This window comes from Xanthomonas sp. CFBP 8443 (assembly GCF_025666195.1).
In the GTDB taxonomy this organism is placed as follows: domain Bacteria; phylum Pseudomonadota; class Gammaproteobacteria; order Xanthomonadales; family Xanthomonadaceae; genus Xanthomonas_A.
Map to the genome: position 1 here is coordinate 3,524,792 of NZ_CP102592.1, position 19,604 is coordinate 3,544,395.

Annotated in this window: 20 protein-coding genes; 15 read left to right on the forward strand and 5 right to left on the reverse strand. The window is 69.1% G+C overall.

Annotated elements, in window-relative coordinates:
• The first annotated feature begins 268 nt into the window (after positions 1-268).
• Positions 269-787, forward strand: coding sequence for a DUF1439 domain-containing protein (locus NUG20_RS14750; protein ID WP_263398492.1), 519 nt, complete (start codon positions 269-271; stop codon positions 785-787).
• Positions 788-1,149: 362 nt separating this feature from the next.
• Here NUG20_RS14750 and NUG20_RS14755 read toward each other — a convergent pair whose 3' ends face one another.
• Together NUG20_RS14755 and NUG20_RS14760 are read right to left on the reverse strand one after the other, a co-directional pair.
• Positions 1,150-1,695, reverse strand: coding sequence for a type 1 glutamine amidotransferase domain-containing protein (locus tag NUG20_RS14755; RefSeq protein WP_263395207.1), 546 nt, complete (start codon positions 1,693-1,695; stop codon positions 1,150-1,152).
• An 89-nt stretch (positions 1,696-1,784) separates the two neighbouring features.
• The gene (locus NUG20_RS14760) at positions 1,785-2,252 is read right to left on the reverse strand and encodes an SET domain-containing protein (RefSeq protein ID WP_145701832.1); all 468 of its coding nucleotides are present in this window, start codon (positions 2,250-2,252) and stop codon (positions 1,785-1,787) included.
• A 174-nt stretch (positions 2,253-2,426) separates the two neighbouring features.
• Here NUG20_RS14760 and NUG20_RS14765 point away from each other — a divergent pair, with 174 nt between their 5' ends.
• The 14 genes from NUG20_RS14765 (at position 2,427) to NUG20_RS14830 (ending at position 16,978) form a co-directional block, all read left to right on the forward strand.
• Positions 2,427-2,885, forward strand: a complete 459-nt coding sequence (locus NUG20_RS14765; protein WP_179566171.1) for an SUF system Fe-S cluster assembly regulator — start codon at positions 2,427-2,429, stop codon at positions 2,883-2,885.
• A gap of 16 nt (positions 2,886-2,901) precedes the next feature.
• A complete protein-coding gene (gene sufB, locus NUG20_RS14770) occupies positions 2,902-4,344 on the forward strand; it encodes a Fe-S cluster assembly protein SufB (protein WP_263395208.1) in 1,443 nt (480 codons plus the stop codon).
• Between the two features lie 166 nt (positions 4,345-4,510).
• Positions 4,511-5,278, forward strand: a complete 768-nt coding sequence (gene sufC, locus NUG20_RS14775; protein ID WP_145701838.1) for a Fe-S cluster assembly ATPase SufC — start codon at positions 4,511-4,513, stop codon at positions 5,276-5,278.
• Complete coding sequence (gene sufD / locus NUG20_RS14780) at positions 5,275-6,537, forward strand: Fe-S cluster assembly protein SufD (protein WP_263395209.1); 1,263 nt, start codon at positions 5,275-5,277, stop codon at positions 6,535-6,537. Before sufC ends, sufD begins: the two co-directional genes overlap by 4 nt.
• Entirely contained in the window at positions 6,534-7,787 is a 1,254-nt protein-coding gene (locus NUG20_RS14785; protein ID WP_263395210.1) for a cysteine desulfurase, read from the forward strand. Before sufD ends, NUG20_RS14785 begins: the two co-directional genes overlap by 4 nt.
• 103 nt (positions 7,788-7,890) lie before the next feature.
• Complete coding sequence (locus NUG20_RS14790) at positions 7,891-8,427, forward strand: GNAT family N-acetyltransferase (protein WP_263395211.1); 537 nt, start codon at positions 7,891-7,893, stop codon at positions 8,425-8,427.
• A complete protein-coding gene (locus NUG20_RS14795; RefSeq protein WP_263395212.1) occupies positions 8,424-8,756 on the forward strand; it encodes a non-heme iron oxygenase ferredoxin subunit in 333 nt (110 codons plus the stop codon). Before NUG20_RS14790 ends, NUG20_RS14795 begins: the two co-directional genes overlap by 4 nt.
• A 291-nt stretch (positions 8,757-9,047) precedes the next feature.
• On the forward strand, positions 9,048-11,351 hold the full coding sequence (locus NUG20_RS14800) for a catecholate siderophore receptor Fiu (protein WP_263395213.1): 2,304 nt from the start codon (positions 9,048-9,050) through the stop codon (positions 11,349-11,351).
• A gap of 69 nt (positions 11,352-11,420) precedes the next feature.
• On the forward strand, positions 11,421-12,113 hold the full coding sequence (locus tag NUG20_RS14805) for a Fe2+-dependent dioxygenase (RefSeq protein WP_263395214.1): 693 nt from the start codon (positions 11,421-11,423) through the stop codon (positions 12,111-12,113).
• 143 nt (positions 12,114-12,256) lie between these two features.
• Positions 12,257-12,898: a PepSY-associated TM helix domain-containing protein gene (locus NUG20_RS14810; RefSeq protein WP_263395215.1), complete on the forward strand. Its 642-nt coding sequence runs from the start codon at positions 12,257-12,259 to the stop codon at positions 12,896-12,898.
• A 52-nt stretch (positions 12,899-12,950) separates the two neighbouring features.
• The gene (locus NUG20_RS14815; protein WP_263395216.1) at positions 12,951-13,463 is read left to right on the forward strand and encodes a DUF2271 domain-containing protein; all 513 of its coding nucleotides are present in this window, start codon (positions 12,951-12,953) and stop codon (positions 13,461-13,463) included.
• 29 nt (positions 13,464-13,492) lie between these two features.
• Positions 13,493-14,299, forward strand: a complete 807-nt coding sequence (locus NUG20_RS14820) for a DUF4198 domain-containing protein (RefSeq protein WP_263395217.1) — start codon at positions 13,493-13,495, stop codon at positions 14,297-14,299.
• Positions 14,300-14,360: 61 nt separating this feature from the next.
• Positions 14,361-15,350: an FAD:protein FMN transferase gene (locus NUG20_RS14825; RefSeq protein WP_263395218.1), complete on the forward strand. Its 990-nt coding sequence runs from the start codon at positions 14,361-14,363 to the stop codon at positions 15,348-15,350.
• Positions 15,347-16,978, forward strand: a complete 1,632-nt coding sequence (locus NUG20_RS14830; protein ID WP_263395219.1) for a sulfite reductase subunit alpha — start codon at positions 15,347-15,349, stop codon at positions 16,976-16,978. The genes NUG20_RS14825 and NUG20_RS14830 overlap by 4 nt, the downstream gene beginning before the upstream one ends.
• Before the next feature lie 183 nt (positions 16,979-17,161).
• Here NUG20_RS14830 and NUG20_RS14835 read toward each other — a convergent pair whose 3' ends face one another.
• From NUG20_RS14835 to NUG20_RS14845, 3 genes are all read right to left on the reverse strand, one after another.
• Entirely contained in the window at positions 17,162-17,896 is a 735-nt protein-coding gene (locus NUG20_RS14835) for a response regulator transcription factor (RefSeq protein ID WP_317852724.1), read from the reverse strand.
• A 97-nt stretch (positions 17,897-17,993) separates the two neighbouring features.
• Positions 17,994-18,605 carry a HutD/Ves family protein gene (locus NUG20_RS14840; RefSeq protein ID WP_263395221.1) on the reverse strand — a complete coding sequence of 204 codons (612 nt, stop codon included), beginning with the start codon at positions 18,603-18,605 and terminating at the stop codon, positions 17,994-17,996.
• A gap of 576 nt (positions 18,606-19,181) precedes the next feature.
• Complete coding sequence (locus NUG20_RS14845) at positions 19,182-19,589, reverse strand: ComEA family DNA-binding protein (protein ID WP_263395222.1); 408 nt, start codon at positions 19,587-19,589, stop codon at positions 19,182-19,184.
• Between the last annotated feature and the right edge of the window lie 15 nt (positions 19,590-19,604).

The following is a 19,604-nucleotide window of genomic DNA, read 5'->3' on the forward strand; positions in this document are numbered from 1 at the left end:
TACGTTGCGCCTGTCGCGTCTCGGGACAGCTGCGGGCAACGCCGAGATCTTCCGTTAGCATTCCCAGCGCGTGGCGGGCCGATGCAGCGCCACGGCACGCACGATCCGCCTCCATCGCCCCTCTTTCGCTAATCGCGCATTCACCCGCTGCGGTTATGTTGACCCTCTGACTCTGCCAAGGCGCCCCACCATGAAGCTTCGCCTGCCGACCCTGCGCGCCGTCGCGCTGCTGACTCTCGCCGCCGCGGCGCAACTGCAGGCCGAACCCATGATCCAGGGCAAGCAGGTCAGCGTCGGCGCCGCCGATGTGCAGCAGTACCTGGACGGCAGTTTCCCGCAGACGCACAAGGCGCTTGGCGGCCTGATCAAGATGACCATCCGCGATCCCAAGCTGTCGCTGCCGCCGGGCGACCGGCTGAAGATGCAGTTCGACCTGAGCATGGCCACCGGCGGCGGCGCGCCGACCCCGTTGGGCACGGTGCTGTTGACCAGCGCGCTGCGCTACGAGCAGCAGACCCAGGGCTTCCACCTGCAATCGCCGACCATCGACGACTTCCGCCCGGCCGCCAACGGCGGCAAGCTCGACGCCAACACCCGCGAACTGCTCAACGTGTGGCTGGACGACTACGCGCGCAAGGAACCGATCTACAAGCTGGACCCGGCGCTGGCCGGGGTGATGGGCAACGTGCAGATCGAATCGGCGGCGGTGGAGAACGGCAAGCTGGTGGTGCACTTCAACCAGGACATCGGCAAGCTGGTGCCGGCTGGGGCGTTGTCCGGGCAGTGATGCTGTGCTGCTGCAGGTGATGCGATGACGTTGCGCGCCTCGGACCAGCGCGAGGAAAGAACTGCGCCCTGGTTTGCTGCGAGTCGCGCAAGGCGTCTTGGCCGCGACGATCGACAGTTCTGCCGGAACCGAATCGGTAGCGGACAGCCTCGGGCTGCGGATGCTGTCGCGGCTGAAGCCGCTCCTACAGTGCACCCGGTGAGCTGGCCGCACTCCCTGTAGGAGCGGCTTCAGCCGCGACACTTCTCTCGACTCGATCGATCCGACTGCCTCATTCCCCGGTCGGGGCTGAAGCCCCTCCTACAGAAAAGCGGCGGCCCGAAGGCCGCCGTTTATCGTTGCGCACGCCAGGGGTGCCGACCTCAGCCCAGCGCCTTGGCCACCGCCGCGGCGAATGCAGGAATGTCGTCGGGCTTGCGGCTGGTGATCAGATTGCCGTCGACCACCACTTCCGCGTCCTGCCAGCGACCGCCGGCATTGCTCAGGTCGGTCTTCACCGACGGCCAGGAGGTGACCTGCTTGTCGCGCACCAGGTCGCTTTCGGCCAGCAGCCAGGGGCCGTGGCAGATCGCCGCGACCGGCTTGCCGGCACTGGCGAACGCCTGGATGAAGCGGATCGCGGACGCCTCGGTGCGCAGGTTGTCCGGATTGATCACGCCGCCCGGCAGCACCAGCGCGTCGTAGCCGCCGGCATCGGCCTGTTCCAGGCGCGTGTCGACCGGCACGCTGTCGCCCCAGTCCTTCTTGTTCCAGCCGCGGATGCTGGACGCATCACCGGGCGCGATCACATCGACCTGCGCGCCCCACGACTCCAGCAACCGCTTGGGCTCCTGCAACTCGGACTGCTCGAAGCCGTCGGTGGCCAGGACCGCGACGCGCTTGCCGGACAGGGAAGATGCTGTGCTCATGGGAAACTCCTCTACAGGGGGAGCGTCACCCTAGGAGCGCCGCGGTTGCAGCGTCGTGAGCCGCGCGTCTAGGCCACGTGCAGGCGCGCTCAGCGCTTGGGCTGCAGCATGGTGCCGGTGCAGTTCTTCGAGCCGCAGCGGCATTCCCAGATCTTCTTCAGCCGCGGCGTGTGCCGCTCGCCCAGGGTGATGCCGTAGTTGTAGGTCAGCTCCTCGCCCGGCTTGATCGCGCGCAGCGTCTCGATCACCACCTTGTCCAGGCGGCGGTCGTCGCCTTCGGCCTCGATGATCACCGCCTCGCAGTTCGGCGCGCAGCTGTGATTGATCCAGCGCGCGTCGTTGCCCTCGTAGTTGGCGTCGATCACGTAGTCGTCGCTGAGCGTGAACAGGAAGGTGTGGCCGGTCTCGACATCGCCGGCCTCGTCGCGGTCCACTTCGGCATGGGTGCGGCGGCGGCCCTTGTACTCGATGACCCGCTCGCCTTTCTTGAGCGGCAGTACGGCGAACACGCCATTGCCATGGATACGGGACTTGCGGGCGGCGATCTTGCGGGGCATGCGGCGGTCCGGAACGGGAAAGCGGTGATTCTGGCGCACATCGGCGGCGATCCCAAGCCCCGCCGATCGCCGCCGGCGATGGCACCGATAGAAAGCATCATGAACGAGCGGCTTGGACGCCGCCGCCGCAAAAGAGTACAATTTCGGTCCGCATTGAAATCCGACTGTTTCCGCATGCTCCGCGTCACCAAGTTGACCGATTACGCCACCGTCGTGCTGACCGTGCTTGCCGCGCGTCCGGGCGAGGTGCTGAGCGCGACCGAACTGGCCGAGCAGTCCGGGCTGGAGCCGCCCACCGTCAGCAAGCTGCTCAAGCCGCTGGCCCAGGCCGGGCTGGTCGAAGGCCTGCGCGGCGTGCACGGCGGCTATCGGCTGGCGCGACCGGCCGACGCCATCACCCTGATCCAGATCGTCGAGGCGATGGAAGGCCCGCTGGCGATCACCGAATGCAGCCACCAGGAAAGCCAGTGCAGCATCGCCCAGAAATGCGGCGTGCGCTCCAACTGGCGGCTGATCAACGACGTGGTCGCCGACGCGCTGCGCGGCGTGACCCTGGCGCAGATGCTGCACCCGCTTCCCTCTTCCGGCGAAACCAGACGGCGCCCGATCGCCGTGCGTTTCGCGACCACCTGACCTGTAGGCAGCCCCCATGGCCACCGAAAACGCTGAAATCCTGGAACGGCTGGGACGTCGCTACGACGCCGGCTTCATCACCAACATCGAATCCGATTCGTTCCTGCCCGGCTTGAACGAGGACGTCGTGCGCGCCCTGTCCGTCAAGAAAGACGAGCCGGAGTGGATGACCGAGTGGCGCCTGGCCGCCTACCGGCACTGGCTGAAGATGCCGATGCCGCACTGGGCCAAGCTCAACATCGCGCCGATCGATTTCCAGGCGCTGAGCTACTACTCCGCGCCGAAGGGTCCCAAGTACGCCTCGCTGGACGACGTGCCGAAGGAACTGCTGGACACCTACGACAAGCTCGGCGTGCCGCTGCACGAGCGCGCCAAGCTGGCCGGCGTGGCGGTGGACGCGGTGTTCGACTCGGTCTCGGTCGGCACCACCTTCCGCAAGGAACTGGCCGAGAAGGGCGTGATCTTCTGCTCGATGTCCGAGGCGATCAAGGAACACCCGGAGATCGTCAAGCAGTACCTGGGCAGCGTGGTGCCGGTCGGCGACAACTACTTCGCCGCGCTCAATTCGGCGGTGTTCTCCGACGGCAGCTTCGTGTTCATTCCCAAGGGCGTGCGCTGCCCGATGGAACTGAGCACCTACTTCCGCATCAATGCCGGCCACACCGGCCAGTTCGAGCGCACCCTGATCGTGTGCGAGGACAAGGCGTACGTGTCCTACCTGGAAGGCTGCACCGCGCCGATGCGCGACGAGAACCAGTTGCATGCGGCGGTGGTCGAGCTGGTGGTGCTGGAAGACGCGGAGATCAAGTATTCGACCGTGCAGAACTGGTACCCGGGCGACGAGAACGGCGTCGGCGGCATCTACAACTTCGTGACCAAGCGCGGCGAATGCCGCGGCGCGCGCAGCAAGATCACCTGGACCCAGGTCGAGACCGGCTCGGCGATCACCTGGAAGTATCCCTCCTGCGTGCTGCTCGGCGACGACTCGGTCGGCGAGTTCCACTCGGTGGCGCTGACCCATCACCGCCAGCAGGCCGATACCGGCACCAAGATGATCCACATCGGCAAGCGCACCAAGAGCAAGATCGTCAGCAAGGGCATCAGTGCCGGCCGTGGCCAGAACACCTACCGCGGCCTGGTCAAGATGGAGCGCAGCGCCGAGGGCGCGCGCAACTACACCCAGTGCGATTCGCTGCTGATCGGCAAGCAGTGCGGCGCGCACACCTTCCCGTACATCGAGGTCAAGCATCCCACCGCCACGGTCGAGCACGAGGCCACCACCTCCAAGATCAGCGACGACCAGCTGTTCTACTGCCGCGCCCGCGGCATCGACCAGGAAAATGCGGTGTCGATGATCGTCGACGGCTTCTGCAAGCAGGTGTTCCGCGAACTGCCGATGGAGTTCGCGGTGGAAGCCAAGAAGCTGCTGGAAGTGTCGCTGGAAGGCAGCGTCGGCTGACGCCTTACCCTTCTCCCATCGGGAGAAGGTGGCGCGAAGCGCCGGATGAGGGTAGGGGCGAAGCCTCGCGCGCCTGAATTCCATGAGGCTTCGCCCCTACCCTCACCCCAACCCCTCTCCCGGCGGGAGAGGGGCTAGACAAGAATTCTGACGGACCATCATCTCCATGCTCAACATCGAAAACCTCCACGCTTCCGTCGCCGGCAAGGACATCCTCAAGGGGCTGTCGCTGCAGGTACAGCCCGGCCAGGTGCACGCCATCATGGGTCCGAACGGCGCCGGCAAGTCCACGCTGGGCAACATCCTCGCCGGCCGCGACGGCTACGAGGTGACCCAAGGCAGCGTGCGCTTCGAAGACCGCGACCTGCTCGAGCTGGAACCGGAGGAACGCGCCGCGGCCGGCCTGTTCCTGGCCTTCCAGTACCCGGTGGAGATTCCCGGCGTCAACAACACCTACTTCCTGCGCGCCGCGCTCAACGCGCAGCGCAAGGCGCGCGGCGAGGCCGAACTGGATTCGATGCAGTTCCTGAAGCTGGTGCGGCAGAAGCTCGCCGTGCTGCACCTGAAGGACGAACTGCTGCACCGCGGCGTCAACGAAGGCTTCTCCGGCGGCGAGAAGAAGCGCAACGAGATCTTCCAGCTGGCGGTGCTTGAGCCGAAGCTGGCGATCCTCGACGAAACCGACAGCGGCCTGGACATCGACGCGCTGAAGACCGTCGCCGAGGGCGTCAACGCGCTGCGTTCGCCCGAGCGCGCGTTCCTGGTCATCACCCATTACCAGCGCCTGCTCGACTACATCAAGCCGGACGTGGTGCACGTGCTGGCCGACGGCCGCATCGTGCAGAGCGGCGGCCCGGAACTAGCGCTGGAACTGGAAGCGCACGGCTACGCATGGTTGAAGGACCGTGTGGCGCCGGAGGCGACGGTCCGATGAGCGCGCTGCTCGACTCCCTGGCTGCGGCCTTCCGCGGCGACGGCGCACGCCGTGCGCCGTTGGAACAGGCGCTGCGCGACGGCCTGCCCGGCCCGCGCAGCGAGGCGTGGAAGTACACCTCGCTGCGCGCGCTGGAGCGGCGCAGCTTCAGCCCGGCACCGAGCGCGGCCCCGATGGTGGACGCGTCCATCGTCGCCGGCATTCCCGCGCCGCGGCTGGCGTTCGTCAACGGCCGCGCCAGCGATGCGCTGTCCGATCTGGGCGGGCTGCCGGACGGCGTCGAGCTGCAGCGCCTGTCCACGATCCTGCGCAGCGGCGACGATGCGATGCGCTTCCTCGGCCGCCGCTTCGAGCGCAGCGACGAGGTGTTCGCGCAGCTCAACGCCGCGCTGGCCGACGAAGGCAGCGTGCTGCGCGTGGATGCCGGCGTGCGGGTCGCGGTGCCGCTGCACCTGGTGTTCGTGTCCACCGCCGGCGCCGGCGACCATGCCTGGCACCATCGCCACCTGGTCGAATTGCGCCAGGATGCGGCGCTGTCGCTGGTCGAGCATCACCTGCACCTGGGCGAGGCCGCGCACCTGAGCAATACCCTGGCGCACGTGCACCTGGCCGCCGGCGCGCAGCTGGCGCACGCGCGGGTGCAGGCGGACGCATCCGGCGTGACCGCGCTGCTGCGCACCGATGCGGTGCTGGCGCGCGACGCGCAGTACCGGCGCATCGACCTGGAACTGGGCGGCGCGCTGTCGCGGCACGAGCTCAACGTGCGCCTGGAAGGCGACAACGCGCTGCTGGTCGCCAACGGCGTGCTGCTGGGCAACGGCCGCCGCCAGATCGACACCCGCCTGGGCATCGAGCACATCGCCCGCGACACCGCCTGCGAACTGCTGTGGCGCGGCGTGGCCGCGGCGCGCAGTCGCGTCGTGTTCCATGGCGGCATCCACATCCGCCAGGGCGCCGACGGCAGCGATGCCAACCTGTCCAACAAGAATCTGCTGCTGTCCGCCGACGCCGAGATCGACACCCAGCCGGTGCTGGTGATCGACGCCGACGAGGTCAAGGCCGCGCACGGCGCCACCGTCGGCCAGCTCGACGCAAACGCGCTGTTCTACCTGCGCTCGCGCGGGCTGCCGCGCGAGCGTGCGCAACAGCTGCTGACCGCCGCGTTCTGCCACGAACCGCTGCGCGTGCTGGATGCGCCGCTGGCCGAGTTCCTGGTCGCGCGCCTGGACCAGGCGCTGGTCGCCGCAGGCGTGGCATGAGCAGCGCGGCCACGCTCGACGCGGCGCCGGCGCCGGCGCCGGACTGGGACAAGATCCGCAGCGACTTCCCGCTGCTGATGCGGCAGGTGCACGGCAAGCCGCTGATCTATTTCGACAACGCCAACACCGGGCAGAAGCCGCTGCAGGTGATCGCCGCGCTGGACGAGTTCTACCGCCGCTACAACGCCAACGTCAGCCGCGCGGTGCACGCGCTCGGCACCGAGGCCACCGACGCCTACGAAGGCGCGCGCAGCAAGCTGGCGCGCTTCCTCAACGTGCGCGCCGACGAACTGGTGCTGTGCAGCGGCACCACCTTCGCGATCAACCTGGTGGCCTATTCGTGGGCGCTGCCGCGGCTGAAGGCCGGCGACAGCATCCTGGTGTCGCGGATGGAGCATCACGCCAACATCGTGCCGTGGCAGCTGGTCGCGCAGCGCACCGGCGCCACCGTCAAGGTCGCCGAGATCACCGCCGATGGCGCGCTGGACCTGGACGCGCTGCGCAAGGCGATGACCCCGGACGTGAAGCTGCTGGCGCTGACCCACGTCTCCAACGTGCTGGGCACGGTCAACCCGGTGCGCGAGATCTGCCGCGAGGCGCGCAAGCGCGGCATCGTCAGCGTCATCGACGGCTCGCAGGCCGCACCGCACCGCGCCCTGGACGTGGCCGCGATCGGCTGCGACTTCTACGCCATCACCGGACACAAGATGTGCGGCCCCACCGGCACCGGCGCGCTGTGGGCGCGGCGCGAGCACCTGCAGGCGATGCCGCCGTTCATCGGCGGCGGCGAGATGATCAAGGAAGTCAGCTTCGACGGCACCGTGTTCAACGACCCGCCGCACAAGTTCGAGGCCGGCACCCCGAACATCGCCGGCTTCGTCGGCCTGGGCGCGGCGGTGGACTACCTCACCGCGCTGGGCCTGCAGCACGTGGAAGCGCGCGAGGCCGAACTGCTGGCGCATTTCACCGAGGAACTGCACAAGATCGACGGGCTGCGCATCTTCGGCACCGCCCCCGGCAAGGCCGCGGTGGTGTCGTTCCTGGTCGAGGGCGCGCACGCCCACGACCTGGCCACGCTGCTGGACCTGGAAGGCGTGGCGATACGCTCGGGCCAGCACTGTGCGCATCCGCTGCTGCAGTTCTACGGTGTCGCCGCCACCTGCCGCGCCTCGCTGGCGTTCTACAACACGCATGCGGAGATCGAGCGCTTCGTGGAGGCGTTGCTGAAGGTGCGGAAGTTGTTGGGCTGATGAGCGGGGATTGGGCATTCGGGATTGGGGATTCGTAAAAGCGCCGCCTTGGCGAATCCCCAATCCCACTCCCGAATCCCGGCCGCCAGGCTAAAATCCCCCCATGCACACCCTCACCTTCCGCACCGCCACCGTCGCCGACATCGACGCCATCGCCGCCCTGGTCACCTCGGCCTACCGCGGCGACAGCAGCCGCGTCGGCTGGACCACCGAGGCCGATCTGCTCGACGGTAACCGCATCGACCACGAGGTGCTGCGCGCCGACATCCTGCGTCCGCGCAGCCTGGTGCTGCTGGCCGAGCGCGACGGCGCGCTGGTCGCCTGCGCGCACATCGCCGACGACAATGGCGCCGGCTATTTCGGCATGTTCTCGGTGCAGCCGCAGGCGCAGGGCGGCGGCCTGGGCAAGACCGTGCTGGCCGAGGCCGAGCGCATCGCCTGGCAGGAATGGCGCCTGCCGGTCATGCAGATGACGGTGATCGACGCGCGCGAGGAACTGATCGCGTTCTACGAGCGCCGCGGCTACCGCCGCACCGGGATCAAGAAGCCCTTTCCTTACGGCGACGCGCGCTTCGGCGCGCCCAAGCGCGACGACCTGCGCTTCGAGCTGCTGGAGAAGCCGCTGGGCGACGCCGCATGAGCGAGACCTGGACCTTCGTCTGCGCCGACGGCGCGCTGCTGCCGGGGGAGATGGCCACGGTGTGGGACGAAGTCACCGCCACGCCGATCGTGGTGTTCAATTTCGACGGCACGTTCTATGCGCTGGAAGACCGCTGCAGCCATGAGGACTACGAACTGTCCCCCGGCAGCTTCGATGCCGCCGCCGGCAGCATCGAGTGCGTGCTGCACGGCGCCCGCTTCGACATCCGCGACGGCCGCCCGTTGTGCGCACCGGCCTACAGCCCGGTGCCCAAGTTCCCGGTGAAGTCCGAACACGGCGGGATCTGGACCCGCGACGACCGCGACTGACCAAGCGCCTGGCCAAACGGGCGAAATCTCTTTCCTTTCATAAAGTTAGAGACAGAAAAAGGCCATGGCGCGGCCGGTATCGGAAGCGACCGCTTCCCCTCGCCATGCGGTGCAATACACGAAAGGTATTGCAAACAATTCGCATTTGCGCGGAAATAGGCGGAATGTCCACGTCAAAGTGACCAGCGGCGACCCGCCATCTGGTCACCCCGACCTTGCGTACGACCTGCCCTCCGGGCACGGCTGCGTGCGCTGCGGACCACCCTTTCTTCCTGCATAGCCGAACCGTCCATGACCTCTCCGATCAAGAGCCGCAAGCACGCCGTTTCTCGCCAGGTGTCCGCGCAGACCCTCACCGCCGCCGCGCTGCTGGGCGGGCTGAGCCTGCTGTCCTCCCACGCGCTCGCCGCCGATGCCGCGGCCGACCAGCCGACCACCCTCGGCAAGGTCGACGTCGAGGCGCAGCGCGCCAAGCGCTACCTGGTGGAAGCGCCGGCCTCGCCCAAGTTCACCCAGCCGCTGATCGACACCCCGCAGACGATCAACGTGATCAGCAAGGACCTGTTCAACGAGCAGGGCGCCACCACGCTCACCGAGGCGCTGCGCAACAGCCCCGGCGTGGGCACCTTCTACGTCGGCGAGAACGGCAACACCACCACCGGCGATGCGATCTACATGCGCGGCTTCGACAGCTCCAGCAGCATCTTCGTCGACGGCGTGCGCGACCTGGGCTCGATCTCGCGCGACGTGTTCAACATCGAGCAGATCGAAGTCGCCAAGGGCCCGGCCGGCACCGACAACGGCCGCAGCGCGCCGACCGGCGCGATCAATCTGGTGACCAAGGAGGCGAACCTGACCGACTCGGTCAGCGGCGCGCTGTCCGGCGGCACCGACGACCAGCGCCGCGTGACCGCGGACTGGAACCAGACCCTGGGCGCCAGCAGCGCGCTGCGGGTGAACGTGGTGGGCCAGGACAGCGACGCGATCGGCCGCGACCAGGTCAACAACAAGCGCTGGGGCCTGGCCACCTCGCTGGCGTTCGGCCTGGGCAGCGACACCCGCTATTTCCTCGACCTGCTGTACGTGAAGCAGGACAACGTGCCCGACGGCGGCGTGGCGACCATCGGCCTGCCCGGCTACTCCTCGCCAGACCCCGCGCGTCCGTGGCTGTCCACCGCCCCGCGCGTGGACAGCGAGAACTTCTACGGCACCCGCTACGACCATGACGACGTGACCGCGAAGATGGCGACCTTCCGCTTCGAGCACGACTTCTCCGACACGGTCAAGCTGACCAATACCGCGCGCTGGGGCCGCAACGAGCAGGACTACCTGCTGTTCGCGTTCATGCCCAACACCGCCAACCTGCGCACGCCGAACCCGGCCGACACCTCGACCTGGACGGTGACGCGCAGCCTGCCCACCTTCAAGGACCAGCAGTACACCATCGTCACCGACCAGCTGAACCTGCGCGTGGACTTCGCCACCGGCGCGGTGCAGCACAACCTCAGCACCGGCGTGGAAGCCACGCGCGAGGAACTGGAGAGCTGGGGCCACAACATCGTCGACCGCGCCGCCTGGCTGGCCGCCAACCCGGCCAACCTGTACGCCCCGGACTGGAACACCACGCCGCTGGTCACCGCGCGCAACGGCGCGCACAGCAAGGGCACTACCACCACGTTCTCGGCCTACGCCTTCGACACGCTGAAGTTCGGCGACAGCTTCCTGGTCACCGCCGGGGTGCGCGCGGACCGCTACAAGACCGACTTCGACAGCCTGACCTGCACCACCGCCACCTCCACCGCGGTGCCCTGCACCACCGCGGTCGGCGTGGACGCGGACATCTCCGATACGCTGTTCAGCTGGAAGCTCGGCGCGGTCTACAAGGCGGCCGAGAACGTCAGCCTGTACGCCAACTATGCGATCTCGCAGCAGCCTCCCGGCGGCAGCGCGCTGGAGCTGAGCGCCTCGGCCAACAACGCCAACAACCCGCGCTTCGATCCGCAGAAGGCCAAGACCGCCGAAATCGGCACCAAGTGGAACTTCCTGGACGACGGCCTGTTCGTGACCATGGCGCTGTTCCAGACCGACGTCAGCAACGAAATCGCACAGGGCAGCGACGGGCTCTATTACCAGACCGGCGAGAAGCGGGTGAAGGGCGTGGAGCTGTCGGCGGTCGGCAAGATCAGCGACAACTGGGCGATCTCCACCGGCTACACCAAGCTCGACGCGCAGGTGCTGGAAGGCGCCAAGGTGTCGCAGGACGGCAGCACCGACCTGGCCTATACGCCGGACAGCGCGTTCACCGCGTGGACCACCTACACCCTGCCGTTCGGCCTGACCGTCGGCGGCGGCGCCCGCTACTCCGGCGAGATGAAGCGCGGCACCGACGGCGCGGTCGGCACGCCGGCGTTCGTCAAGTCGTATACCGTATGGGACGCGGTCGTGACCTATCCGATCAACGACCACTTCGATCTGCGCCTGAACGTGTACAACGTGTTCGACAAGGACTACGTCGCGGCCATCAACAAGAGCGGCTTCCGCTACACGCCCGGCGCGCCGCGCTCGGCGATGCTGACGGCCAACATCAAGTTCTGACCGCGGCTGCGCCCACCGACGGGCAACGTCCGCCTTCCGCACGGAGGGCGGACGTTGCCGGAGCGACCCATGCTGCTGCACATCCCCGACATCCTCGGCGCCGACGAGCTCGCGCGCTTCCGCCAGGCGCTCGACGGCGCCGACTGGACCGACGGCCGCGAGACGGTCGGCGCCCAGGGCGCGCAGGTCAAGCGCAACCGGCAACTGCCCGACGCCTCGCCGCTCAAGCACGAACTCGGCCAGGCGGTGCTCAACGCGCTGGCGCGCAGCCCGCTGTATTTCGCCGCGGCGCTGCCGCTGCGCACGGTCCCGCCGCGCTTCAACCGCTACGAGGGCGGCGGCGAGTACGGTTTCCACGTCGACGGCTCGGTGATGACCCTGGCCGCCACCGCCACGCAGCCGGCGCTGACCCTGCGCACCGATCTGTCCTGCACCCTGTTCCTGTCCGCGCCGGAGGAGTACGACGGCGGCGAACTGGTCATCAGCGACACCTACGGCGAGCACGAAGTGAAACTGCCGGCCGGCGACCTGATCCTGTATCCGTCCAGCAGCCTGCACCGCGTGCTGCCGGTCACCCGCGGCGCGCGCCTGGCCTCGTTCTTCTGGGTGCAGAGCCTGGTGCGCGACGCCAGCCGGCGGCAGTTGCTGCTGGAACTGGACACCTCGATCCAGGCGCTGACCGCGGCCAAGGCCGACAGCGCGTCGCTGCTGCGGCTGAGCAACGTCTACCACAACCTGCTGCGCGACTGGTCGGAGACCTGACGCGGACGGTCAACGCGCGCGGTGCCGATGCGTTGATGTCTGGCGCAGACCATTCCCGGATGCGCAGGCGGCAGCGGCCGCGCACGTAATTGCGACAAATTCTCATCTAGAATGCATTCCGCCCACTCCACCCGACTGCCGCGTTGTCCGACTCCTCCTCTCCCGACCTGGCCACGGCGCAGCAGCGCCGCGGCTTCTGGCTGCGCACGCTGCACCAGTGGCACTGGATCAGCTCGGCGCTGTGCCTGATCGGCATGCTGCTGTTCGCCGCCAGCGGGCTGACCCTCAACCATGCCGCGCGCATCGAGGCCAAGCCGCAGGTGCTCAACCGCACCGCGCAATTGCCGGCAACGCTGCTGCAGCGGCTCGGCGGCCAGGCCGATGGCGATGCGCCGCTGCCGCGGCCGGTGTCGGCCTGGCTAGAGCGCGAACTGGGGTTGAGCCTGGGCCGGCGCCCGGCCGAATGGTCAGCCGACGAGGTGTACCTGGCGCTGCCCGGTCCCGGCAGCGACGCCTGGCTGAGCATCGATCGCGGCAGTGGCGCGGTCGAGTACGAACGCACCGACCGCGGCTGGATCTCCTACTTCAACGACCTGCACAAGGGCCGCAATACCGGCCCCGCGTGGGGCTGGTTCATCGACCTGTTCGCGGTGGCCTGCCTGGTGTTCTGCATCACCGGGCTGTTCCTGTTGCAGCTGCATGCGCGGCAGCGGCGCATGACCTGGCCGCTGGTCGGGCTGGGCCTGCTGATCCCGCTGCTGATCGCCCTGCTGCTGATCCACTGAGTTGTTTCGCCGATCTTCCCGAACCGTTCCTCTCACCACCCTGGAGCCCCGCATGCGCGTCACCCTGACCATCGCCCTGAGCGGCCTGCTGTCGATGCCCGCGTATGCGGCCACGCTGGAACTGGACGTGGAGATCCCCAAGCTCAACGTCGCCGAATATCACCGTCCCTACGTCGCGATCTGGGTGGAGGGCGCCGACCAGCAGGTCGCGCGCAACCTGGCGGTCTGGTACCAGTCCAAGGACACCGCCGAAGGCCACGGCACCAAGTGGCTGCCGGACCTGCGCCAGTGGTGGCGGCGCAGCGGCCGCACCCTGCAGATGCCGGTGGACGGCGTCAGCGGCCCGACCCGCCCGGCCGGCAAGCACGCGCTGGCCTTCACCGACGCGCAGCAGCTCAAGGGCCTGGCACCGGGCCAGTACACGCTGGTGGTCGAGGCCGCGCGCGAGGTCGGCGGCCGCGAGCTGCTGAAGATCCCGTTCGCCTGGCCGGCCAAGGCCGCCACGACCGGCAGCGCGCAAGGCAGCAGCGAACTGGGCGCGGTGCGCCTGAGCGTCAAGCCGTGATCCCCTTTTTCCTCGCAAGGAGCAAGTCCATGAAGCGTTCTCTCGTGCTGGCGCTGGCCATCGCCGCGGTCCTGCCGTTCTCCGCCCTAGCCCACAAGGCCTGGCTGCAACCCTCGCAGACCGTGCTCGCCGGCGAGCGGCCGTGGATCACCGTGGATGCGGCGGTGTCCAACGACCTGTTCTATTTCAACCACGTGCCGCTGCGCCTGGACACCCTGGCCATCACCGCGCCCGACGGCAGCGCGGTGCAGCCGCAGAACCCGGCCACCGGCAAGTACCGCAGCGTGTTCGACCTGGAACTGGTGCAGACCGGTACCTATCGCCTGGCCCTGGTCAACGACGGCCTGTTCGCCAACTGGAACGAGAACGGCCAGCGCAAGCGTTGGCGCGGCAACGCCGCCAGCTTCGCCAGCGAAGTGCCGAAGGACGCCAAGGACCTGCAGGTGTCGCAGTCGCTGGGCCGGGTGGAGACCTTCGTCACCAACGGCGCGCCCAACCAGACCGCGCTCAAGCCCAGCGGCAAGGGCCTGGAACTGGTGCCGGTGACCCATCCCAACGACCTGTTCGCCGGCGAGAAGGCCAGCTTCAAGCTGCAGATCGACGGCAAGCCAGCCGCGGGGCTGGCGGTGGAGATCGTGCGCGGCGGTACCCGCTACCGCAACGCGCAGGACGAACTGAAGCTCATCACCGACGCGCAGGGCGGCTTCAGCGTGACCTGGCCGGAAGCGGGCATGTACTGGCTGCAGACCACCAGCGAGGACACCAAGACCTCGCTGCCGCAGGCCAAGCAGCGCCGGCTCAGCTACGTGGCGACGCTGGAAGTGCTGCCGCAGTGAGCCCTCGCCGTCCAGCGCAGGGCGCCGCGCGCACGCGCTGCGCAGGGCGAGCGCCGGCGGCATGAGCATGCCGTCCGCACTGCAGGCCGACGCCGACACCGAGATCGCCACGCTCGGCGGGCGGAGCATGGGCACCACCTGGAGCGCGAAGCTGGTGCTGCGCCGCCGCCGCGACCTGCATCCGCTGCACGCGGCGATCCAGGCGCAACTGGACCGGGTGGTCGCGCAGATGAGCACCTGGGAAGCGGACTCGGACATCAGCCGCTACAACCGCGCCGCGGCCGACAGCGTGCACGCGCTGCCGGCTGCATTCGCCGAGGTGCTGCGCTGCGCGCTGGACATCGCCCGGCGCAGCGACGGCGCGTTCGATCCCACCATCGGCGCGGTGCTAGGCCTGTGGGGCTTCGGCGCCGACGCCGGCGGCCGCCGCGTGCCCGATGCGCAGGCGTTGCGCCAGGCGCGCGCCGCCGGCGACTGGCGGCAGCTTCTGCTGGACGAGGCCGACGGCACGCTGCGCCAGCCCGGCGGCCTGCGCCTGGATTTTTCGGCGATCGCCAAAGGCTACGGCGTGGACCTGGCGGTGCGCGAACTGCAGGCGCAGGGCGTGGCCAGCGCGCTGGTCGAGGTCGGCGGCGAACTCTACGGCTACGGCCGCAAGCCCGACGGACAACCGTGGCGGGTGCTGGTCGAGTCGGCGCCGGACGAGGACGCGCAGGCCGCGACGCCGCCACGGGTGCTGGCGCTGGACGGCCGCGCGGTCGCCACCTCCGGCGATCGCTGGCACCGCTTCGAACAGGACGGCCAGCGCTACAGCCATACCCTGGATCCGCGCAGCGGCACTCCGATCGCGGCGTCGCTGGCGGCGGTCAGCGTGGTCGCCGCCGACGTGATGCGCGCCGATGCCTGGGCCACCGCACTGAGCGTGCTCGGCGCCGACGCCGGCCTGGCCTGCGCCGAACGCGAGGGACTGGCGGCACGCTTCCTGCTGCGCGACGGCCAGCGCGTGCAGGAGCGACTCAGCAGCGCCTTCGCCGCGCTGCTCGACGCATGACGCGGCCGCGGTCGCAACGCAACTGGAACGTCGTCGGTCACGCGGCGACCTTCGCCCTGCTGGGCGCGATCGGCTATGCACTGCTGCGGCTGCACCCGCAGCCATGGTGGACCGGCGCGCCGTCGCAACAGCGCATTTTGTACGCAGCGCTAGCGACGGCGACGTACGCGGCGGCCTGCCTGTGGCTGTGGTGGCGCGGCCGTCGCGGCGTGCGCGGCAGCGGCAAGCAGGCCGACGCGCCGCTGCTGCTGGCCTGGGCCAGCCAGACCGGCTTCGCCCAGCAACTCGCGCTGCGCAGTGCCGAGGCATTGCGCGCGGCGGGCCAGGCGGTGCGCGTGCTGCCCTTGCACAAGGTCGACGCGGCCGAACTGGCCGGCGCGAGCCAGGCCTTGTTCGTGGTCAGCACCAGCGGCGAAGGCGATCCGCCCGATCACGCGCTGCCGTTCCTGCGCAAGGCGATGGCGCAACCGCAGGCGCTGCCGCAGCTGCGCTACGCGGTGCTGGCGCTGGGCGATCGCCGCTACGATCACTTCTGCGCGTTTGGCCGCCGACTCGACGCCTGGCTGCGCCAGCACGGCGCGCATCCGCTGTTCGACCGCATCGACGTGGACAACGCCGACGACGCCGCGCTGCGCCACTGGCAGCAATTGCTGGGACAGCTCGCCGGCGGCAGCGAACAGCCCGACTGGACGCCACCGGCCTACCAGCGCTGGCAGCTGCAGCAGCGGCGCCTGTGCAATCCCGGCAGCGTCGGCGGCGCGGTGTTCGAGCTGGCGCTGCTGCCCGCCGACGGCGCCCTGCCCGCGTGGCAGGCCGGCGACCTGGCCGAAGTCGGGCCGTGCCATGGCGACGCCGCGGTGCAGGCCTGGCTGCAGGCCAGCGGCCTGGATGGCGCGGCGCCAGTGCAGCGTCCCGGCCAGGCGCCGACGACGCTGGCCGCGCTGCTGGCACGCAGCCACCTGCCGGAGCCGGCGCAGGCCGCCGGCGTCGCGCCGGCGGCGCTGGCCGCGCAGCTGCAGCCGCTGCCGCACCGCGAATACTCGATCGCCTCGATGCCCAGCGACGGCGCGCTGCGCCTGCTGCTGCGCCGCGCGCTGCGCGCCGACGGCACGCCCGGCCTGGGCAGCGGCTGGCTGTGCGACGAAGCGCCGATCGGCGCCGAGATCGCCCTGCGGCTGCGCCCGAACCCAAACTTCCATCCGCCCGCCGATCCGGCACGGCCGCTGATCCTGATCGGCAACGGCACCGGCATCGCCGGGCTGCGCGCGCACCTGCGCGCGCGCATCGACGCAGCCGCCACCCGCACCTGGCTGCTGTACGGCGAACGCCACGCCGCCCACGACGACCACTACGGCGAGGAACTGCGTACCTGGCTGGCGCACGGCGCGCTGCAACGGCTGGATGCGGTGTTCTCGCGCGACGCCAGTGCCCACCGTTACGTGCAGGACGCCCTGCGCGCGGCCGCGTCGGACCTGCGCGAGTGGGTGGCGCAAGGCGCGGCGATCTACGTCTGCGGCAGCCTGCGCGGCATGGCCCCGGGCGTGGACGCGGTGCTCGAGGAGGCGCTGGGGCGACTGGGCAAGGAAACCCTGCTGCTGGAAGGCCGCTACCGGCGCGACGTGTACTGAGCGCGCGTTACCACGGCGCGGACCACGCAGCGCCTGCCAGCGGCCGGTAATCGCATCCACAACGCGACGCGGCACGCCGTTCGCTACAGACTGCGAATGGCGCTGCAAAATCCGACATCGGCGACGTTCGCACTATTGGCGCGAGATGGGACGTTCTTCCCCCGCTCGCTACGCGGCGTCGGATCAGCGCGCGGCGGGCATGCCCAACCGGTGCGGCTCGAACAGATAGCCCTTGCCGCGCACGGTGCGGATCCACTGCGGCACCAGCGGGTCGTCGCCCAGCTTCTGCCGCAACCGCGACACCTGCAGATCGATGCCGCGTCCGCCCTGCGGAACGCTGCCGTCGCCTTCGCCGATCGCCGTACGCAGGTCCTCGCGGCTGAGCACGTTGCCGGGCTGCTCGAGGAACACCGCCATCAGCCGCAGTTCGCTGGGCGACAGCGGGATCGCGCGGCCGTCCGGCGCCACCGCCTGGTGCCGGTAGGCGTCGACCTGCCATGCGCCATCCTGCGCTGGCGGCTGCACCGGCACGGCACGGGTGCGCCGCAACACGGCGTTGAGCCGCGCGACCAATTCGCGCAGGTCCAGCGGCCGGCTCAGGTAGTCGTCCGCGCCCAGGTCCAGGCCGATCACGCGATCCACCGGCTCGGCCTGGTCGGCCATCATCACGATCGCGATGCCGCCGCGGTCGCGCAGTTGCCGGCACAGGTTCAGTCCTTCGCCGCCACCGAGGCCGGCATTGAGCAGCACCGCGTCGTAGCGCTCGGCCGCCAGCTGCGCATACAGCTGCACGCCGTTTTCGGCGTCGTGCGCCTGCAAGTTGAAACGGGCCAGATAATCGCGAATCCGGTCGCGCAAGGCCGCGTCGTCGTCCACCACCAATACGTTTGCCAACCACCTGCTGTTGTCCGAGGCCACCTGTGCGTTCCGGTCCACGGCTCCGGGATAGCCGCGTTCGCGCATTGGACGCGCTCGGCGGCAACCCCGCAAGAGCCACGCGCGTGGCGCCGGAAGCTCAGTCGGCGGGCGCCGACAGCGGCTCGATACGGATCGCCAGCAGCTCGCCGCCACCGCTCAAAGCGAAGCGCTGCCTGGCGCTGGCCGCCAACCAGGCGCTGTCGCCGGCGGCCAGCGGCGGCAATCCGCAGTCCGCATCGAACTGCGCCTGGCCTGCCAGAAGATGAACGACCCAACTGATTCCCGGCTCGGCGAAGAACAGCATCGGCCCGACCAGCGGCCGGTGCAGCAGTTGCGTGCGCAGGCGGTCTCGGCGCCACATCAGGTTGAAGTCGTGGGTGGGGCCGTCGAGCAGTTCGCCGCGCAGCGGCCGTTCGCCGGCGAAGCGCAGCCGCGCGTACGGCGGCTCCAGCAGATGCACGGCGCCGTCGTCGAAGCGCAGGCGCAGCCCGGCGCCATGCAGCAGCACCAGTTCCCGGTCGATGCCGGGGAAGCTGGAAAAGGCCGCATCCTGTTCGATCTCGGCGATCGACAGGCGCAGCAGCCAATCGTCGCTGCCGGGCTGCGGCAGGCGCAGGATCTCCCGGGTCCAGCCCAGTCCGTTGCGCCAGCGCTCGCGGCGGTAGTCGTTGGCGGGAATGACCCGCGAAGGAATCGTGCTCCAGTCCATCGGCGCATTCTGCCCGATCGCGGCAGGGCCGGACGCAGCGGCATGGGCAGCACGCCGTTTCCGTTTGGCCTGGGCAGCGCGCCAACCGCACCGCTCAGTCGTATCGAGTGCGGCCTGCAGCCAAAGTGGGAGACCGAATCCCAACGGTGGATCCGCGACGCGGCAGAAGGCGATCAAGCGCCATGCGGCTGAGGGAATAATCGCGGCGCGGCCAACTGCCCCTAACGGCGCATCCGACGCGGCAGCACAGGACACAGTGGAAGGCACAGGGAGCCGCACGCAACCTTGGCCAACGCCGGACGGCATCATCGGCAATCGTCCTTGCCACCCGACTTGCGCCCAGCGCCTGCCGAGCGCCTACCGAGCGCCTGCGGCCACGAAAAACCATCGCCCATAAAAAACGTCGCCCGGCTGCACGTCAGTGTGCAACACCGGGCGACGATGTACGTCCGTGTCGGCTTCCTGCCTCCCCCCTGCGCGTCCTGCTCAGCGAGGTCGCGACCGCGCATCCTGCGCCAGCCGTATCTTTCCCTTAAATCCCTTTACTGCCGTAAATCCCTTTACGCTTAAATCCGTTTAACGCCTTTCCACCGGCTTGGCGGCAGCCGTCCTGGCTGTCGTCGGCGTGGTCGCCTTCGTGGCTCCCACTTCGATCCGGTCGTGGTTCCGTTCGACCGTCTTGAGTCCGATTCCCTTCACCAGCGCCAGGTCCTCGGCGCTTTTGAAGGGTCCGTGTGCCTGTCGGTAGTCGACGATCGCCTGTGCCTTGGAGGCACCCACGTTCAACAACACCCGGTCGATTTCCGCTGCGCTAGCGGAGTTGATGTTGACCTTGTCCGCGGCGAGCGCGGAACCGGTCAGCAGCAACGCCAGGACCAGAGACTTCAGGACCACGATAAAAGACTGCATGGCAACACTCCTTGTGACTTGGATGGGGACTTCACCGGCCTCTCCTGCCGGTGTCGAAAGCATCCCTCGCCACATGGGTACAGCCTATCG

What these genes read in the sequence shown, in the direction of transcription:
- NUG20_RS14755 (WP_263395207.1), bottom strand. Translation starts at nt 1,695, where the DNA reads ATGAGCACAGCATCTTCCCTGTCCGGCAAGCGCGTCGCGGTCCTGGCC.
- NUG20_RS14795 (WP_263395212.1), top strand. Translation starts at nt 8,424, where the DNA reads ATGAGCGAGACCTGGACCTTCGTCTGCGCCGACGGCGCGCTGCTGCCG.
- NUG20_RS14845 (WP_263395222.1), bottom strand. Translation starts at nt 19,589, where the DNA reads ATGTGGCGAGGGATGCTTTCGACACCGGCAGGAGAGGCCGGTGAAGTC.
- NUG20_RS14750 (WP_263398492.1), top strand. Translation starts at nt 269, where the DNA reads ATGATCCAGGGCAAGCAGGTCAGCGTCGGCGCCGCCGATGTGCAGCAG.
- NUG20_RS14760 (WP_145701832.1), bottom strand. Translation starts at nt 2,252, where the DNA reads ATGCCCCGCAAGATCGCCGCCCGCAAGTCCCGTATCCATGGCAATGGC.
- NUG20_RS14815 (WP_263395216.1), top strand. Translation starts at nt 12,951, where the DNA reads ATGCGCGTCACCCTGACCATCGCCCTGAGCGGCCTGCTGTCGATGCCC.
- NUG20_RS14790 (WP_263395211.1), top strand. Translation starts at nt 7,891, where the DNA reads ATGCACACCCTCACCTTCCGCACCGCCACCGTCGCCGACATCGACGCC.
- NUG20_RS14805 (WP_263395214.1), top strand. Translation starts at nt 11,421, where the DNA reads ATGCTGCTGCACATCCCCGACATCCTCGGCGCCGACGAGCTCGCGCGC.
- NUG20_RS14800 (WP_263395213.1), top strand. Translation starts at nt 9,048, where the DNA reads ATGACCTCTCCGATCAAGAGCCGCAAGCACGCCGTTTCTCGCCAGGTG.
- sufB (WP_263395208.1), top strand. Translation starts at nt 2,902, where the DNA reads ATGGCCACCGAAAACGCTGAAATCCTGGAACGGCTGGGACGTCGCTAC.
- NUG20_RS14785 (WP_263395210.1), top strand. Translation starts at nt 6,534, where the DNA reads ATGAGCAGCGCGGCCACGCTCGACGCGGCGCCGGCGCCGGCGCCGGAC.
- NUG20_RS14765 (WP_179566171.1), top strand. Translation starts at nt 2,427, where the DNA reads ATGCTCCGCGTCACCAAGTTGACCGATTACGCCACCGTCGTGCTGACC.
- NUG20_RS14820 (WP_263395217.1), top strand. Translation starts at nt 13,493, where the DNA reads ATGAAGCGTTCTCTCGTGCTGGCGCTGGCCATCGCCGCGGTCCTGCCG.
- NUG20_RS14825 (WP_263395218.1), top strand. Translation starts at nt 14,361, where the DNA reads ATGAGCATGCCGTCCGCACTGCAGGCCGACGCCGACACCGAGATCGCC.
- NUG20_RS14830 (WP_263395219.1), top strand. Translation starts at nt 15,347, where the DNA reads ATGACGCGGCCGCGGTCGCAACGCAACTGGAACGTCGTCGGTCACGCG.
- sufD (WP_263395209.1), top strand. Translation starts at nt 5,275, where the DNA reads ATGAGCGCGCTGCTCGACTCCCTGGCTGCGGCCTTCCGCGGCGACGGC.
- sufC (WP_145701838.1), top strand. Translation starts at nt 4,511, where the DNA reads ATGCTCAACATCGAAAACCTCCACGCTTCCGTCGCCGGCAAGGACATC.
- NUG20_RS14840 (WP_263395221.1), bottom strand. Translation starts at nt 18,605, where the DNA reads ATGGACTGGAGCACGATTCCTTCGCGGGTCATTCCCGCCAACGACTAC.